Annotated in this window: 14 protein-coding genes; 6 read left to right on the top strand and 8 right to left on the bottom strand. The window is 69.7% G+C overall.

What is annotated here, in order from left to right; all coding sequences use genetic code 11:
* Positions 1-10 precede the first annotated feature (10 nt).
* Positions 11-1,108, top strand: coding sequence for a potassium channel family protein (locus ACVTJA_RS41465; protein ID WP_465828920.1), 1,098 nt, complete (start codon positions 11-13; stop codon positions 1,106-1,108).
* 6 nt (positions 1,109-1,114) lie between these two features.
* Here ACVTJA_RS41465 and ACVTJA_RS41460 read toward each other — a convergent pair whose 3' ends face one another.
* On the bottom strand, positions 1,115-2,401 hold the full coding sequence (locus ACVTJA_RS41460; protein ID WP_465828918.1) for an alpha/beta fold hydrolase: 1,287 nt from the start codon (positions 2,399-2,401) through the stop codon (positions 1,115-1,117).
* A 515-nt stretch (positions 2,402-2,916) separates the two neighbouring features.
* Positions 2,917-3,558, bottom strand: a complete 642-nt coding sequence (locus ACVTJA_RS41455) for a glutathione S-transferase family protein (RefSeq protein WP_465828915.1) — start codon at positions 3,556-3,558, stop codon at positions 2,917-2,919.
* 159 nt (positions 3,559-3,717) lie between these two features.
* On the opposite strand from ACVTJA_RS41455, the gene ACVTJA_RS41450 reads away from it, so the two are divergent.
* Entirely contained in the window at positions 3,718-4,593 is an 876-nt protein-coding gene (locus tag ACVTJA_RS41450) for a bifunctional transcriptional activator/DNA repair enzyme AdaA (RefSeq protein WP_465828913.1), read from the top strand.
* A 7-nt stretch (positions 4,594-4,600) separates the two neighbouring features.
* Here the strand turns inward: ACVTJA_RS41450 and ACVTJA_RS41445 are convergent, their stop codons facing one another.
* From ACVTJA_RS41445 to ACVTJA_RS41420, 6 genes are read right to left on the bottom strand one after another with little or no spacing between them, the layout of a single operon-like run.
* Entirely contained in the window at positions 4,601-5,890 is a 1,290-nt protein-coding gene (locus tag ACVTJA_RS41445; protein WP_465828911.1) for an Nramp family divalent metal transporter, read from the bottom strand.
* 46 nt (positions 5,891-5,936) lie between these two features.
* Positions 5,937-6,683, bottom strand: a complete 747-nt coding sequence (locus ACVTJA_RS41440) for an SDR family oxidoreductase (protein WP_465828909.1) — start codon at positions 6,681-6,683, stop codon at positions 5,937-5,939.
* A gap of 12 nt (positions 6,684-6,695) precedes the next feature.
* Positions 6,696-7,388, bottom strand: coding sequence for a histidine phosphatase family protein (locus ACVTJA_RS41435; RefSeq protein ID WP_465828907.1), 693 nt, complete (start codon positions 7,386-7,388; stop codon positions 6,696-6,698).
* Positions 7,388-8,464, bottom strand: coding sequence for a phosphotransferase family protein (locus tag ACVTJA_RS41430; RefSeq protein WP_465828904.1), 1,077 nt, complete (start codon positions 8,462-8,464; stop codon positions 7,388-7,390). The genes ACVTJA_RS41435 and ACVTJA_RS41430 overlap by 1 nt, the downstream gene beginning before the upstream one ends.
* Positions 8,465-8,481: 17 nt before the next feature.
* Positions 8,482-9,300 (bottom strand): SDR family oxidoreductase, encoded by an 819-nt coding sequence (locus ACVTJA_RS41425; RefSeq protein ID WP_465828902.1) that lies wholly within the window; start codon positions 9,298-9,300, stop codon positions 8,482-8,484.
* Positions 9,301-9,305: 5 nt separating this feature from the next.
* Positions 9,306-10,541 (bottom strand): acyl-CoA dehydrogenase family protein, encoded by a 1,236-nt coding sequence (locus ACVTJA_RS41420; protein ID WP_465828898.1) that lies wholly within the window; start codon positions 10,539-10,541, stop codon positions 9,306-9,308.
* Between the two features lie 82 nt (positions 10,542-10,623).
* Here ACVTJA_RS41420 and ACVTJA_RS41415 point away from each other — a divergent pair, with 82 nt between their 5' ends.
* The 4 genes from ACVTJA_RS41415 to istB all read left to right on the top strand — a co-directional run bounded on the left by ACVTJA_RS41415 (position 10,624) and on the right by istB (position 15,945).
* A complete protein-coding gene (locus ACVTJA_RS41415) occupies positions 10,624-11,544 on the top strand; it encodes a LysR family transcriptional regulator (protein WP_465828895.1) in 921 nt (306 codons plus the stop codon).
* Between the two features lie 107 nt (positions 11,545-11,651).
* The gene (locus ACVTJA_RS41410; RefSeq protein ID WP_465828891.1) at positions 11,652-12,845 is read left to right on the top strand and encodes a cytochrome P450; all 1,194 of its coding nucleotides are present in this window, start codon (positions 11,652-11,654) and stop codon (positions 12,843-12,845) included.
* Between the two features lie 836 nt (positions 12,846-13,681).
* Positions 13,682-15,187, top strand: a complete 1,506-nt coding sequence (istA, locus tag ACVTJA_RS41405) for an IS21 family transposase (RefSeq protein WP_465824713.1) — start codon at positions 13,682-13,684, stop codon at positions 15,185-15,187.
* Complete coding sequence (gene istB / locus ACVTJA_RS41400) at positions 15,184-15,945, top strand: IS21-like element helper ATPase IstB (RefSeq protein ID WP_465824711.1); 762 nt, start codon at positions 15,184-15,186, stop codon at positions 15,943-15,945. The genes istA and istB overlap by 4 nt, the downstream gene beginning before the upstream one ends.
* Positions 15,946-16,059: the final 114 nt, after the last annotated feature.

Here is a 16,059-nt window from a genome sequence, read left to right as displayed (position 1 = left end):
AGGAGGCGCCTTGAAGCTGTCCCGCCGCCAGGTCCAGGTGAACCTGCGCTACCTGCGGGCGCTCATCCGGCGCTTCCGCACCACGCTGGTGTTGTCCGCGGCCCTGTTCATCCTGGGGCCGCTGCTGTTCTGCCTGCGCTACGTGGGGCCGGACGGCACCGGCATCACCTTCGGTGAGGGCCTGCACCACGTCTACTTCCTCATGTACGGCCAGCCGTCGCTGCCGTACGTGCGCGACTGGGTCATCGAGCTGGTCAACCTGGTGATTCCACCGGTGGGCATCGCCCTGGTGGCGGACGGTGTGGTGCGCTTCGCGTACCTCTTCTTCGCCCGGCACAAGAACGACAAGGAGTGGATTGAAGTGGTCACCGAGACGATGAAGGGCCACGTCGTGGTGTGCGGAGCGGGCCGGGTGGGCTACCGCGTCGTCACGCAGCTCCGTGAGATGGGCCGCGACGTGGTGGTGGTGGAGAAGCGCGAGGACGCCGCCTTCGTGTCCGCGCTGCGGGACGAGCAGGTGCCGCTGCTCATCGACGACACGCGCAGCCCGCTGTGCCTGCCGCGCACCAACGTGAAGCACGCCTCGGCCATCGTCTGCGCCACGGACGATGACCTGGCCAACCTCAACATCGCCCTCGACGCGCGCAAGCTCAACCCGGACATCCGCGTGGTCATCCGCCTCTTCGACGATGACCTGAGCGGCAAGGTGCGCGACACCTTCAAGGCGGAGGCGCTGTCCAGCTCGTCGCTCGCCGCGCCCGCCATGGCGCTGGCGGCCATGGACCCGCGCATCATCCACTCCTTCCACCTGGGCAAGCACCTGATGGTGGTGTCCCAGTTCGACGCGCGCGAAGGGCTGCCCGGGCTCAACATCGCCAACCTGCGAGACAGGTTCGGCACGCTGACGCTGTCGCTGCTGCGCGCCGGGGAGGAGAAGCTCAACCCGGCGGGTGAAGAGGTCATCCACGCCGGGGACGTGCTGACGCTCCAGGCGTCGTACCAGGAGTACCGACGGCTGCGCGCCTTCACCCGCGAGTCCGAGCCGCCGACGTGGTCCCACCACACGTCCGCCGCTTCGGAGCCGTCGGGACAGCGCAAGACGGGGTGAGCGGCGCTATGCCACCTGGGCGCGGGCGGCTGAGCCCAACCCGGGCGGCAGCGCGAGCGCGCGGGTGAGGAGCGCGGCCATGGAGTCCCACTCCACGAGGAAGCCGTCGTGCCCGTACGGGCTGGACAGCACCGCGTGCTCGGCGTGGAGGCCGTGCTCTCGCAGGCGACGGGCCAGTGCCTCCATGTGGTGCGGGAGGAAGAGCTGGTCCTGGTCGATGCCCACGCACAGCGCGCTCGCGCGGATGCGAGGCAGCCCCCGGTCGACGCAGCGCGAGACGTCATGGTGGTCCATGGCCCCCAGCAGCGCGAGGTACGCGCGCGCGTCGAAGCGCGCCTCCAGCTTGCGGCCCTGGTGCTCCAGGTAGCTCTGCACCGGGTATAGCGCGCGCGAGGACCACGCGGCGGGACGCGCCTGGCCACGCTCCAGTCCCGCTTCCGCGCGGTACGTGAGCATCGCGAGCTGCCGCGCCAACTCGAGCCCGCGGTGCGGCGCCTCCGGGAAGCCCGGGTCCAGCAGAATCGCCTGCCGCGCCACGTGGTTGAAGCCCACCACCCATGACGTGGCGGACTCGGCGGTGGCGATGGGCGCGATGCGCGCGAAGCGCTCCGGCGCCAGCGCCGCGAGGCAGAGGACAATCATCCCTCCCAGCGAGCCGCCGGTGACGAGCTCGACCTCCTCCACGTCCAGCGCGTCCAGCGCGAGGAGGATGCTGCGCGCCTGGTCCCACGGCGTAATCGTGGCCGGCAGCCGTGCCTCGTCCTGACGCAGGTCTCCCTTGCCGACGGGCGGCGGCGGTCCGAAGCGCACGTCGTCGAGCCGCCCCGGGAAGCCCTCATCCGCGGGGCCGGTGGTGCCGTAGCAGGAGCCCAGGTTGTTGAAGCACAGCAGCCGCACGCGCGCCGGGTCCAGCGCGCGCCCGGGGCCGATGAGCGGCTCCCACCAGCCGCCCTCTCCACCCGCGCGCATGTCCCCCGTGAGCGCGTGCACCAGCAGCACGGTGGGGACGCGAGCGGGGGCGCGGGTGATTCCATGGGGGCGGGCGCGCTCGACGGCGTTGCGCTGCTCGGTCACGGTGCGGCGGACGACGCGCAGGGTGCTCGCGCGGGCCTCTTCTTCCGAGAGCACGCGCGCGTGCGAGTGGAGCCAGGGGAGGTCTTCCTCCGGACCCCACCACCAGCCACGGACGAGGTGATTCGAGACACGTGCGCCGGCCTCGAGCTTCAAGCCGGGCAGGGCGAGGTCGAAGAGGCGCGGAGTGGGCGCGGGGAATGGAGTGCTGGGCGTGGGCATGGGACGCGGGTTCCTCGGGTAGAAGGGGCGAGGGAGAGCGCGCGTCCAGGAACGACGAAGCCCACCAACCCTCGCGGGTGGGTGGGCTCCGGTGGCTCGTCAGTGTCGGTGTGGACGTCAGCCGACGCTGGCGGGCTGGGGCCCACCCGGCTTCGACATTCGACACATGGAGCGGAAGTGCTTCATCGCGGGTACGGATTAGTCCTCTGCCCGCGGCGAGTCAAGCCGCGCATCCCTGAAGGACGTTGCGAGATGTTCAGTGAGTTCCAGGGATATCAGGGGCTTCTGGATGGCTTCGCCGCTACGCCATGGGGGAGGCGGGCCGGGTGCGGGTCGAGGGCATGCTGTTCGGAAATGTCGGGACATTTCGCCCGGGTCGTTGCGATGACCGGTTGAGACCGCCCGCGCAAAACCCCCGACATTTCCGAAGAGGACGCTTCCGCAACGCTCCCGGAGGGGCCGTCCGCGCGGCGCGACGCGAGGCGGGTCGGGATGCGCGCAGTCAGCTGAAACCGTCACGCCGCCGGAGCGATGACGACGTGCGCGTTGGCCGTGTACGGCGCCAGCGCGCCGATGTGACCGGGCCGCGCCTTCACGCGCTCCAGCCACGCGGCCACGGCGGGGTAGCGCTTCAAATCGATGCCACCCTCGGGCGCCACGTGCGCGTACGCGTACAGCGAGATGTCCGCGACGGTGGGGCGCTCGCCCACGAAGAATGCGCGCCCGCGCAGGTGGCGCTCCATCGCGGCCAGTGCTTCGTGGCTCCGCTCCGTGCGCAGGCGGAAGGTCTCCGGATGGTGCGAGGCGCGTCCCGTCAGACGCCAGAAGCGCACGGTGCCCACGTTGGGCTCCACGCTGTTCTGCTCGAAGAAGAGCCACTGGTGGACGTGGGCGCACTCGAAAGCATCCTCGGGCAGGAGCGGCGTGCCGCGCGCGAGGTAGAGGAGAATTGCGTTGGACTCGGCGAGGAAGCGGCCGGGTTCCGGCTCCAGCACGGGGACGCGCCCGTCGGGGTTCTTGTTCTGGAGGAAGTCCTCCGTGTGGCTCTCTCCCGCGAAGATGTCCACGGGCACCAGCTCATAGGGCCTCTGGAGCCAGGAGAGCAGGAGGCGGACCTTGTAGCCGTTGGCGGAAGGGGCATAGTCGTACAGACGCATCAGGGACTCCGGAAGGGGTGGAACGCGAGGCAGGGTAGGGAGCACGCCCCGGCCGGACGACCCGCTCCTTGCGGCCTTCGGCGGCGCCAGGTGGGCGCAAGAACCGGGTTGTTTGCACGCGGTCCGGCGGCCATACCCAGGAGCAGGAGCGACCCTTCCATGGCGACCAGCGACTACGCACGAATCGAGCAGGCCATCCTCTACCTCGACGCCCATGCGCGCGAGCAGCCGTCCCTGGATGACGTGGCCGCGCACGTGGGCCTGAGCCCCTTCCACTTCCAGCGCCTCTTCACGCGCTGGGCGGGCATCAGCCCCAAGCGCTTCCTCCAGGTACACACGCTCAGCTCGGCCCGCCGTCTGCTGGCCGAGCGGCGCAGCGTGCTGGACACGTCCTACTCCGTGGGCCTGTCCGGCGGCGGGCGCCTGCACGAGCTCTTCGTCACCCTCACCGCGATGACGCCGGGAGAGTTCAAGCTCGGCGGCGAGGGGCTCACCATCCGCTACGGCATCCACCCGTCGCCCTTTGGCGACTGCCTCATCGCCGCCTGCGAGCGGGGCATCTGCGGCCTGCACTTCCTCACCGGCGAGTCCGCGGAGGAAGCCCTGGCGTCGCTGAAGGAGCAGTGGCCCCACGCCACCTTCTTGGCGTCGCGCGAGGGCACCGCGTCGTGGGCGGAGCGCATCTTCCCCGAGGCGCCTCCGCGCGAGCCCACGCCGCTGTCGGTGCTGGTGAAGGGCACGCCCTTCCAGGTGCAGGTGTGGCAGGCGTTGCTGCGCATCTCCCCGGGGCAGGTGGCGACGTACGAGGACATCGCCCGCGCGATTGGAAACCCCAAGGCGGTGCGCGCGGTGGGCTCGGCGGTGGGAGACAACCCGGTGGCGCTGCTCATCCCCTGCCACCGCGTGCTGCGCAAGACGGGCGTCTTCGGCGACTACCGCTGGGGGCCCGCGCGCAAGAAGGTGATGCTCGCGTGGGAGTCGCTGCGCTACGGCGCGGAGAACGACGACGGCGCGGCGCGGGCCGCGCGGGCCTGAGCCTCGCTCACGGGCCCTGGAGCTTGCGGAGCGCTTCGAGCGCCTCGTCGAGCCCGACGACGAGGAACAAGAGCAGCGTGGCGACGAGCGCGGCGTTGGTGAGCCAGTTGTTGCGCAGCGCCCCTATCCACGCGCGCCGGTTGTTCATCACCAGCAGCGTGGCGGCGAGCAGCGGCATGAAAAGCGCGCCCACCACCGCGTAGGCGAGCTGTGCGCGCTGCAGCGGCGCCCACAGCATGGGCAGGGGGACCAGGGCCAGCGCCACGAGGTACAGGCGCCAGGCCCGGGTGTTCCTCAAGTCCATCTGCGGCTCGGGCCGCTTGCCGTGGATGCGGAGGAAGTCCGCGAAGAGGTAGGGGACGCCCTCCCAGACGCCCAGCAGGCTGGTGAAGACGGCGCCCCAGAACCCGAGCAGGAAGAGCCAGTAGCCCGCGGGGCCCATCACCTCACCGAGCCGCTGCGCGAGCAGGTTCGCCACCTTGAGGCCGCTGCCCTGCAGCTTCAGCGTGGAGCCGATGAGCACCATGCCCATGCCGAACATGCCCGTGAGCGCGTAGCCCACGGCGAGGTCCGCCTGGCACGTCTTCAGCCACTTCGCCCCCTCGCGGCCCTTCTCGCGAATCCAGTAGCCGTACGAGAGCAGCGTCACCGTGCCGCCCACGCCGCCAAGGAGTCCCAACACCCAGGCCGTGCCGCCCTTCGGTAAGGCTGGAAGCACGAGGCCTCGCGCGGCGGCGCCCCAGTCCGGGCCCGAGCCCACGGCGGTGAAGAGGACGGCGACGAACATCAGCGCGGTACACGCGGCCATCAGCTTCTCGAAGAGGCGGAAGCCGCCGTACCAGACGAGCCCCAGCCCGACGAGCGAGTGCACCACGCCCCAGATGCGTCGTGACGTCTCCGCGTCGCTGCTCAGCGGCAGCAGCGCGTCGCCCGCGGCGCCGCACGCGGAGATGAGCGCGCCGCCGGTGAAGAAGCTCCAGCCGAGCAGGTAGATGAAGAAGACGTAGCGAAGGCCCGCGCCGAACCGCGCCCAGCCCTCCAGCACCGTGGTGCCGGTGGCGAGCTGCCAGCGGGCGATGCCCTCGTTGAGGAACGCCTTCAGCACGGAGCCGACGACGGCGGCCCACAGGATGGACACGCCCACCGTCGAGCCACCGAGGCTCGCGGTGAGCAGGTCGCCAGCGCCGACGCCCGTGGCCGCCACGAGGATGCCGGGGCCGAAGCGAGCCATCAGCCCGAGTCGGGCCGGAGGCGCGTCGGCGGTGGACTGCGCGGGAGGAGAGACGTTGGCGGTCATGGGGCCGCGAACGCTAGCCGTCACTCCCGCGTGAGACCAGCGACGGTCAAGACATCCGCGCCACGAGCTTCAGGGGCAGGTTGCGCAGGAGGAAGCCCACGGCGGCCCAGGGCCAGCCGGGCACGTAGGCCTTCACCGGCTCGCGCTCAATCGCCTTCACCAGGGCGCGCGAGCCCTTCTCGGAGTCCACGGCGAACGGGAGGTTCTTCGCGCCCGCGTTGAGCTCCGTGTGGATGTAGCCGGGGAAGATGGTGCTGACCTTGATGCGCGTGCCGAGCAGCTCGGCTCGGATGCCCTCGGTGAGCGTGGAGAGGCCGGCCTTCGTCGCGGCGTACGCCGTCAGGTGCCGGGGCATCCCACGCATGGCGCTCATGGAGGAAATCGTCACCAGGTGCCCGTCGCCCTGCTTGCGGAGGATGCCCACCGCCGCCTCGCACTGCGCGAGCGCGGAGACGAAGTTCGTCTGGGCTGTCTGCACGTTGGTGGCGAAGTGGCCGGTGCCGATGCGCTTGCCCAGGCCGATGCCCGCGTTGACGATGATGCGGTCCAGGCTGCCGAGCTCCTGCGCGAAGGCGTCGAACACGCTGAACACCTGCGCGTGGTCATTCACGTCCAGCGCGCGCACGGAGATGGTGATGCCCGGGTGCTTCTGGAGCAGCTCCGCCTTGAGCGCGTCCAGCCGCTCGGTGCGGCGCGCGCACAGCGCGAGGTTGCGGCCCAGGGCGGCGAACTCGCGCGCCATGCCCTCGCCGAGACCGGAGCTGGCGCCGGTAATCAGGATGTTCTTTCGCATGGAGGGCGGCCCTCAGCGGTAGGTGAGGAGGGCTCGCTGCGGGCCCTCGAAGTGGCTGTGCTCGTTCAGCGTGGAGAGGAAGCGTCCCCGCTCGCTGTAGACGACCTTGGTGACGCCGCAGTTGGCGAGGGCCGTGTTGAGGCGGAAGGCGTGCTCGTCCGGAATGCGCAGCAGGTCCTGGCAGATGGCGGTAATGGGGCCGCCGGAGGTGAACACCAGCGCGCTCCTGGAGGCGCCCAGCTCGAGGATGAGCTCGTCGAGCGCCCGGATGCAGCCGTCCCGGAAGGTGCGCCAGGACACGGTGTACTCGTCGTCGTGCCGGCCGCTCACCCAGCGGGCCACCACTTCCGTGAAGAGCTCCTGGAACGCGCGGCGCGGCTCCGTCGCCGAGGCGATGTCCTGCATCAGCAGCGTGCGGTCCGCGTAGCGCGGCGAGTGGCGGACGATGAGCTCGTCGAGGTCGAACTCGTCGAACCCCGGCACGCGCTTCGGCGGGGCGTCTACCTTCAGCGCGGCGAGGCACGCCTCGGCCGTCTGCCGGTGGCGCGTCAGCGTCCCCGTCACCACCGCGTCCACGCGCGGCAGCCTCGAGCGCAGCGTCTCCCCGAGCACCCGTGACTGCGCCACGCCCGTCTCCGAGAGCTGGTCATAGTCCGCGGCCCCGAACGAGGCCTGCCCGTGCCGGACGAGGTACACCACACCCATCAGCGGGCTCCCTTCGTGCGGATGAGCCGCTCGCAGCGCAGGCCGAGGTAGTTGGCCAGCAGCCAGTAGTTCTTGAACGTCGGGTTGCGCGTCTGCTTGTGGTGATAGCGGTAGTAGATCTGCTGGATGATGACCACGAGCCGGAACAGGCCGTAGACCTCGTAGAAGGTCCAGTTGCCCGGCTTCAGCTTCATCTTGTCGAGGTAGTACTCCACCACCTCCTCGCGCCGCAGCATGCCGGGCAGGTGCGTGGGCTGGCGGCGCGTCATCCGCAGCATGAAGTTGTCATCCGCGTGAATCCAGTAGGCCAGCGTGTTGCCCAGGTCCATCAGCGGGTCGCCCAGCGTGGCCATCTCCCAGTCGAGCACGCCGATGACACGCGTGGGGTCACCCGGGTCCAGCACCACGTTATCGAAGCGCCAGTCGTTGTGGATGATGCAGGTGGCGACGTCATCCGGCGTGTTCGCCTTGAGCCAGTCGCGCACGCGCTTGAAGCTGAGCACGTTCCAGGTGCGCGCCTTCTCGTACCGGTCCGACCAGCCTTCAATCTGTCGCTTCGGGTAGCCCGGCCCCTTGCCCAGCGACGTCAGCCCCACGGAGGCCGCGTCCACCTGGTGCAGTTCCACCAGCTTGTCGATGACGTTGAGGCAGAGCTTGCGCGTGGTGGCCTTGTCGAGCTCCAGCCCGCGCGGCATGTGCTTGCGCGGGATGATGCCCTCGACGCGCTCCATCACGTAGAAGTCCGAGCCGATGACGGACGCGTCCTGGCACAGGCCGACCATGTTCGGCACGACCGGGTAGGCCGGCTTGAGGGCCTTCTGCACGTTGTACTCGCGCGACATGTCGTGCGCGGACTTGGCCTTCGTGCCCGCGGGAGGGCGGCGCAGGATGAGGTCCCGGTTGGGGTACTTCAGCCGGTACGTCCAGTTGGAGGCGCCGCCGGAGAACTGGGTGATTTCCGGCGTGCCCTCCAGGGAGGGAACGAGGGCCTTGAGCCAGGCGTCGACAGCGGGGACGTTCAGTTCCTCGCCGGGGCGGACGGCGCGTCCCTGGTCGATGGGGCTGTTGGAAGGCATATGGCGCGTTCTCTCCCTCAGGTCGTCGGTGCGGGGCCGGGGCTCGGGCGCATCCGGGCGGTCCTCTTGCGCATCACCTTGACGTACAAGTCGCGCGGGAGGAAGCGCTTGAGGAACCACGCCTTGCGGCCCTCCGCGTGGGGCAGGACGTAGAACTCCTTCTTCTCCACCGCGCGGAAGACGTCGTTGGCGATGTCCTCCGCGGTGATGGACGAGCGCTCCAACAGCCGCGCCATGGTGGCCCCCAGCCGCGGGTCCGTGGTGCGCAGCGAGTCGCCCAGGTTCGTCTTGAAGAACGACGGGCACACCACGCTGACGGCGATGTTGTCCTCCGCCAGCTCGTTGTGCAGCGTCTCCGACAGCGAGACGACGGCCGCCTTGGTGGCGTTGTAGCTGCTCATCATCGGCACATCGAGCAGGCCCGCCATGGAGGCGACGTTGACGAGGTGCCCGTGGCGCTGTCGCTTGAAGACGGGGGTGAACACTTTGCACCCCCGCACCACGCCCAGCAGGTTGATGTCGATGATCCACCGCCAGTTGTCGATGGACACGTCCTCGATGGCGCCGGCCTGCGCGACGCCCGCGTTGTTCACCACCACGTCCACGCCGCCCCAGCGGGACTGGAGCATCTCCGCTGCCGCGTGGAGGTCCTCCTCGCGCGTCACGTCACAGCGGAGGAAGAGCCCATTCGCCCCGAGCTCGGCCAGCGTCTCCGCGCCCCGCGCCTCGTGGAGGTCGGCGATGCAGACCTTCCACCCCGCGCGAGCGAAGCGCAGGGCGATGGACTTGCCCAACCCGCTGGCGCCACCGGTGATGAAGATGCGCTTGTCGGACATGTCGTTCAGCTCCGGGAGTAGCCGCGCTTCGCCAGCTCGATGCGGGCGATGAGTCCCTTGTGCACCTCGTCCGGGCCGTCCGCGAGACGCAGCGTGCGCGCCTGGGCGAAGAAGCCGGACAGCATCGTGTCCTGGGACACGCCCGCGCCGCCGTGAACCTGGATGGCGTCGTCCACCACCTTCTGGAGCACGCTGGGCGCGGCGACCTTGATGGCGGAAATCTCCGTCATGGCCCCGAGCGCGCCGACCTCGTCCATCTTCCACGCGGCGTAGAGCGTGAGCAGCCGCGCCTGGTCGATGGCCACGCGCGCCTCGGCGACGCGCTCGCGGTTGCCGCCGAGGTTGAGGAGCTGCTTGCCGAAGGCGGTGCGCTTCATGCCGCGGTCAATCATCAGCTCCAGCGCCTTCTCCGCCGCGCCGAGGCACCGCATGCAGTGGTGGATGCGGCCGGGGCCGAGCCGGCCCTGGGCAATCTCGAAGCCCATGCCGGGGCCGGAGATGATGTTGGAGAGGGGCACGCGCACGTTGTCGAAGTGCACCTCGCCGTGGCCGTGCGGCGCGTCGTAGTCGCCGAACACGGGCAGCATGCGCTTGATGTTGACGCCCTTGGCGTTCGTAGGCACCAGCACCATGGAGTGCTGGTGGTGGCGGTCACCGCCCGTGTCGGGCGTGCGGGCCATGAAGATGATGATTTTCGCGTTGGGGTGGCCGAGGCCGGAGGACCACCACTTGCTGCCGTTGAGGACCACCTCGTTGCCGTCGAGGGTGGCGGTGGCCTGCATGTTGGTGGCGTCCGACGAGGCCACGTCGGGCTCCGTCATGCAGAACACGGAGCGGATGTCGCCCGCGAGCAGCGGCTTGAGCCAGCGCTCCTTCTGCTCCTCGGAGCCGTACTTCCAGAGCACCTCCATGTTGCCGGTGTCCGGGGCGTTGCAGTTGAAGACCTCGGGGGCGATGAAGCTGCGGCCCATCTCCTCGGCCAGCGGCGCGTACTCGAGGACGCTGAGGCCGGCGCCGAGCTTCTCGTCGGGAAGGAAGAGGTTCCACAGGCCCTCCGCCTTCGCGCGGGCCTTCAGCTCCACCATCACCGGCGGCACCTTCCACGTCGTCCAGTCACCGCCGTGGCAGTGGGCGTTGACGTAATCGCGGAAGCCGGCCTCCGCCGGTTCGATGTGCTCGCGCATGAACCGCTTGATGCGCTCCAGGTAGTCCTTGGTACGGGCGCTCGGTTCGAAGTCCATCGCGGTCCTCCTTCTGACGTGGGTACCCCCATCCTCCGCATCCGGGCTTGATGCATCCAGTGAATGTTGGTCATGTGTTGGTATGAACCCAGTTCAGGATTCCGCCCGGCTTGCCCGGCTGGACCTCAACCTCTTCCGGGTGTTCGACGTCGTCCTCCGGGAGCGGAACCTCACCCGGGCCGCCGAGGTACTCTTCCTCAGCCAGTCGGCCATCAGCCATGCGCTCGCCCGCCTGAGAGACCAGCTCGGGGAGCCGCTCTTCGTGCGCGAGGGCAGGGGGGTGGCGCCCACCCCGTTCGCGGAGCGGCTGGCGCCGGACATCCGCGAGGCGCTGGCGCTGCTCGACGGGGCCGTGCACCACACGCGCGGCTTCGAACCGAAGCGCGACGTGGGCAACCTCGTCATCGCGATGACCGACATGCTGGAGCCGTCCCTGCTCCCGCACCTCGTGGAGCGGCTGCGGAAGAGCGCTCCTGAGGCGCGCGTCACCAGCGTGCGGCTGGACCGGCCCCGGCTGGAGCGGGACCTCGCGTCGGGGCGGTTGGATTTGTCCATCGACGTGGAGCAGCCGACGAGCGCGGAGCTGCGCCATGAACCATTGCTGCGCGACACCTTCTGCGTGGTGAGCCGGCGCAGGCGCAGGCTGGATGTGGCGGCGTACATGGCCGCGAAGCATGTGGCCGTGTCGTCGCGCCGCACGGGGTTGACGGTGGAGGACCTGGTGCTCAGCCGCCTGGGCTACCAGCGCGACGTCACGGTGCGGTGCCGGCACTACGAGGCCGCGTTCCACATCGTGTCTGGCTCGGACCAGCTCCTCACCATGGCGCGGCGCCGCGCGGAGGCGCTGCATGCACTGCTGGGCAACCACCTCCTGCCCATGCCGCTGTCACTGCCTCCGCTGGAGCTGCATCTTTACTGGCACAGGCAATCGGACTCGGAGCCGCGTAACAGATGGCTGCGCTCGGAGTTGCTGTCGCTCGCGAGGGAGCTGGGGACGGGGTAGGGCGCACGCACCGATGGCGGTGCCCGTAGCTACAGACAGTTGAAGTACACGTGTCATCGGATACCCACGTTCCCTGCGGGCCCTCTGCCGGGCGAGGATTCGAGCCCATGAGCGGACGCGTGAATCTCCTGGTGCCCGAGGTCCGGGCCAATCCCTATCCGACCTATGCCGAGCTGCGCCGGTCTCCGGTGTGCCAGGTGGACCCGGGTGGTTACTGGGTGCTCACCCGGCATGACGACGTGGTGGCGGCCTTCAAGAATCCGGCGGTGTTCTCCAGCATCGGCATGCGCGTGGCGACGAAGCCGGCGTGGCTGGGGCACAACCCGTTCGCGGACTCGATGATTGGGATGGACCCGCCGAACCACACGCGGCTGCGGGCGCTGGTCAACCGCGCCTTCGGTCCGCCGGTGCTGGCTCGCCTGGAGCCGCGCATCCGTGGCTTCGCGGGAGCGATTGTGGACCGCATCCCCGAGGGCCGGGAGGTGGACTTCGTGGACGCCTTCTGTCTGCCATTGCCCGCGAGCGTCATCGGCGAGCTCATCGGGTTGGACCCGGCACAGACGCATCTCTACAAGCGCTGGGCGGACGACCTCACCAGCATTACGTCCATTCCCCCCGGCTCCGCGGAGTCGCCGCGCATGGCGGAGATTCGCGCCACAGTGAAGGAGACGGAGCACTTCATGGGGCGCGTGCTGGCCAGCCGCCGCGTGGAGCCTCGGGATGATTTGGTGACGGACCTCATCAACGCGCGCGTGGACGGTGAGCAGTTGAGCGACGCGGAGTTGATGAACTTCATGTTCCTGCTGCTGGTGGCGGGGCTGGAGACGACCATCCACCTGATGAGCCACGCGATGCGCGTGCTGATGGAGCGCCCGGATTTGCTGGAGCGCCTGCGGGCGAACCCCGCGCAGATTCCGCGCTTCCTGGAGGAGGTGCTGCGCTACGAGCCGCCGGTGCAGGCCATCATGCGCGTCACCACCGCGGACACGGAGATTCGCGGTGTGACGATTCCGAAGGGCTCACCGGTGGCGCTGATGATGGGCGCGGCGAACCGGGATGAGACGCACTTCCCGGGCGCGGAGACGTTCGACATGGACCGCGAGGGGGTGAACAACCTGCCGTTCGGCCATGGCGTGCACTTCTGCCTGGGCGCGCCGCTCGCGCGACTGGAGGTGAAGCTCGGACTGGAGGCGCTGCTGACGCGCTTCGCCCGCTTCACCCCGGCCGGGCCGATGGAGTGGAACCGCTCCATGACGGTGCGCGGCCCGGTGAAGATGCCCGTGGTGGCCCACGCGAAGTGAGCGCATCGAAGCGCTTCGAGCGGGACATCGGACGCCGGAAGTTCGTCCTCTGGTGTAACGAGCGCCTGGCCCGGCAGGCGGAATCCCTGTGTTGATGGTCTCCAGGAAGCGCTGATTCCTGGTCATCGGTCGCCCGGAGTTCCGTGACTTCGTGGCCGGCACCGTCGGCGCGTGCAGCCAAAAAGTTGAGGGGTGGGGAGTGCGCCGGTGGAGTCCGCGGTCGCGCGCGTCCTGAAAAACGGAAGGCCCACCAGCGACACCTGGAGGGCCCTCCTGGAGGCGCGCCCTGGTGTGCGAGAGGGGCGGGCCGGTGAGGCAGGGGTAGCGCAGTCCGGGGCGTAGCGCCAGAAGTCGGCGCGCGCGGGAGGCTGCGCGTGGAGTCGCTGCGGTTGGCGGTGTGCGGTCGGCCGGAGTGCCGACGGCTGTTTCAGCTGTGCACCGGATGCGACCGGGGCCAGCGCTACTGCGAGCGGGCCTGCGGCAGGAGGGCGCGCGCGGAGTCGGTGCGTGCGGCCGGGCGGCGCTACCAGCGCACGCGGGACGGGCGGCACGCCCACGCTGCGCGCCAGGCTGCATACCGGGAGCGACGCAGGAAAGTGACGCATCAGGCTCCCCCGGAGGCGGCTCACGAGGCGACGGTGCCACTCGCGCCGGTCCAGGCCACCACGCAGGTGGCCTCGGAGCCGAGCGCAGCGAGGCCCCCTCCGCATGCACTGCCGCCTTCTCCCGCCTGCACGTTCTGCGGGCGCCAAAGCCCCTTCCTCCGCCACACCACCTTGGCGCGCACCCGAGTGGGCCCGCGTTGGCGGCGCGGCCTTCCGTGAGGAGGTGGGCGGATGATTGCCCCGGAGGTACGTGCCCGCATCCGCCGGCTGCACTACGCGGAGCACTGGCCGGTGGGCACCATCGCCACGGAGTTGGGCCTGCACCACGACACCGTGGAGGCGGCCCTCGAGGACGTGCAGGTGGCCCCTGCCGATAGGAGCACGGTGAAACCCACCGTGCTGGGCCCCTACACGGACTTCATCGACGCCACCCTCAAGGCCCACCCGCGCCTGAGGGCCACGCGCCTTTTCCACATGGTGAAGGCCCGGGGCTACCCGGGGGGCTACGAGCAGGTGAAGCGCTACGTGCGGCGGGTGCGCCCTGGGCCCCAGGCCGAGGCCTTCCTGCGCCGCTGCACCCTACCTGGCGAAGAGGCGCAGGTGGACTGGGGCAGCTTCGGCAAGGTGCAGGTGGGGCGGGCCTCCCGGACGCTCTCCTGCTTCGTGCTGGTGCTGGGCCACTCGCGCGCCATGTACGCACGCTTCTTCCTGGGGCAGACGATGGAGTGCTTTCTGCAGGGCCACGTCCAGGCCTTCGAGGCGCTCGGGGGCGTGCCTCGCAGCCTCCTCTACGACAACTTGAAGTCCGTCGTGCTGGAGCGGGCCGGAGACGCCATCCGCTTCCACCCCCGCGTGCTGGAGGCCGCCGGGCATTACCACTTCGCGCCCAAACCCTGTGCCCCCTACCGCGGCAACGAGAAGGGCAAGGTGGAGCGCACCATCCGCTACCTGCGCGATTCCTTCTTCGCCGCTCGCAGCTTCCACGGCCTGGACGACCTCAATCGGCAGCTCAAGCGCTGGGTGGACGAGGTGGCCCACCAGCGTCGGGTGCCCGGCGACGCCTCGGGCCGCACGGTGGCCGAGGCACTGGAAGACGAGCGTCCCCGCCTGCTGCCGCTGCCCGCCCACCCATTGCCCACCGACGTGGTGCGCCCCGCCTCCTCCGGCAAGACGCCCTACGTGCGCTTCGACGGCAATGACTACTCGATTCCGGATGGCCTGGTACGCCGTCCTCTCACGCTGGTGGCCTCTGCCACCACGGTGCGCCTGCTCGACGGCGCCCAGCAGGTCGCCTCGCACGTGCGCAGCTGGGACAAGGGCGCCCTCGTCGAGGACGCCCAGCACCTGGCCGCGCTGGCCAGGAAGAAGGCCCACGCCCACGAGCTGCGCGGACGGGACTTGCTGCGCGCCCGCTGCCCACGCGCCGACCAGATGCTCCAGGCGCTCGCCGACCGCGGTGACAACCTCGGCAACCACACCGTGAAGCTGCTGGCGCTAGCAGAGCGCTACGGCGCCGCGGAACTGGACGCCGCCCTGGCCGAGACGCTCGAGCGCGGCGCACTCGGGCCCGCCTCCGTCGCCCACGTCCTCGACCAGCGACGCCGTCAGAAGGGGGCGCCTCCGCCGCTGCCCCTGGTGCTGCCAGATGACCCGCGCGTGCGTGAGCAGCGCGTCCCCCAGCATTCCCTCAACGCCTACGACGCCCTCCTCGAGGGCGACCCGGAGCAAGCACCATGATGCCCCTGAAAGAACGTCTCACCGCCCTCGGCCTGAGCCACACCAGCGACGCACTCGATGACCTCATTGCCATGGCCACCAAGCGCAGGTGGGGGCCGACCGAGCTGCTGGAAGCCATCGCCGAGGAGGAGACGAAGGACCGGGCTCGTCGCAGCGTGGAGCGGCGCCTGTCACGCAGCAAGCTCGGCGCGCTCAGGACGATGGCCGACTTCGACTGGGGCTGGCCCAAGCGCATTGACAGGCCGGCCGTCGAGAGCGCCCTGGCCCTGGACTTCATGGCCCGCCCCGCCAATGTCGTCCTTGTCGCCCCTCAGGGATTGGGCAAGACGATGATTGCCCAGAACATCGCCTACAACGCCGTGCAGGCTGGCCACTCCGTCCTCTTCACCACCGCCTCCCAACTGCTGCTCGACCTGGGCAGTCAGGACTCCGCCAGGGCCCTGGACCGGCGCCTGAAGCACTACTGCACCCAGGCGGGTCTGCTCGTCATCGACGAGATTGGCTACCTCTCCTACGACGCCCGGAACGCGGACCTGCTCTTCCAAGTGGTGTCGCGCAGGTATGAGAAAAAGCCGATTGTCTTGACGACCAATCTGCCGTTTTCGGAATGGACCACCATCTTCCCCAACGCCGCGTGCGCCATCGCTCTCATCGACCGCGTCATCCACCACGCCAGCATCATCAGCATTGAGGGCGACAGCTACCGCCGACGCGTGGCCGAGGAGTCCCGCGCCGAGCGCAAGGCCAAGAAGGGCTGACCCCCTCCGCGTCCCACTGCGGCCAGCCGGCCCCGCTCTCCCGCTCCGCGGTGGGGGCGGGGCCGAGCTGCATCCGATGACCAGATTTCCGCGCTCCGCGATGACCGCCAACAA

The organism is Pyxidicoccus sp. M6 (assembly GCF_055568925.1).
Note: the sequence above shows the minus strand (reverse complement) of the source record. Positions and strands in the feature narration are given on the sequence as shown.

Excerpts from the sequence above, each read along its gene's own strand:
- ACVTJA_RS41460 (WP_465828918.1), bottom strand. The coding sequence starts at position 2,401 with ATGCCCACGCCCAGCACTCCATTCCCCGCGCCCACTCCGCGCCTCTTC.
- ACVTJA_RS41455 (WP_465828915.1), bottom strand. The coding sequence starts at position 3,558 with ATGCGTCTGTACGACTATGCCCCTTCCGCCAACGGCTACAAGGTCCGC.
- ACVTJA_RS41450 (WP_465828913.1), top strand. The coding sequence starts at position 3,718 with ATGGCGACCAGCGACTACGCACGAATCGAGCAGGCCATCCTCTACCTC.
- ACVTJA_RS41445 (WP_465828911.1), bottom strand. The coding sequence starts at position 5,890 with ATGACCGCCAACGTCTCTCCTCCCGCGCAGTCCACCGCCGACGCGCCT.
- ACVTJA_RS41440 (WP_465828909.1), bottom strand. The coding sequence starts at position 6,683 with ATGCGAAAGAACATCCTGATTACCGGCGCCAGCTCCGGTCTCGGCGAG.
- ACVTJA_RS41435 (WP_465828907.1), bottom strand. The coding sequence starts at position 7,388 with ATGGGTGTGGTGTACCTCGTCCGGCACGGGCAGGCCTCGTTCGGGGCC.
- ACVTJA_RS41430 (WP_465828904.1), bottom strand. The coding sequence starts at position 8,464 with ATGCCTTCCAACAGCCCCATCGACCAGGGACGCGCCGTCCGCCCCGGC.
- ACVTJA_RS41425 (WP_465828902.1), bottom strand. The coding sequence starts at position 9,300 with ATGTCCGACAAGCGCATCTTCATCACCGGTGGCGCCAGCGGGTTGGGC.
- ACVTJA_RS41420 (WP_465828898.1), bottom strand. The coding sequence starts at position 10,541 with ATGGACTTCGAACCGAGCGCCCGTACCAAGGACTACCTGGAGCGCATC.
- ACVTJA_RS41415 (WP_465828895.1), top strand. The coding sequence starts at position 10,624 with ATGAACCCAGTTCAGGATTCCGCCCGGCTTGCCCGGCTGGACCTCAAC.
- ACVTJA_RS41410 (WP_465828891.1), top strand. The coding sequence starts at position 11,652 with ATGAGCGGACGCGTGAATCTCCTGGTGCCCGAGGTCCGGGCCAATCCC.
- istA (WP_465824713.1), top strand. The coding sequence starts at position 13,682 with ATGATTGCCCCGGAGGTACGTGCCCGCATCCGCCGGCTGCACTACGCG.
- istB (WP_465824711.1), top strand. The coding sequence starts at position 15,184 with ATGATGCCCCTGAAAGAACGTCTCACCGCCCTCGGCCTGAGCCACACC.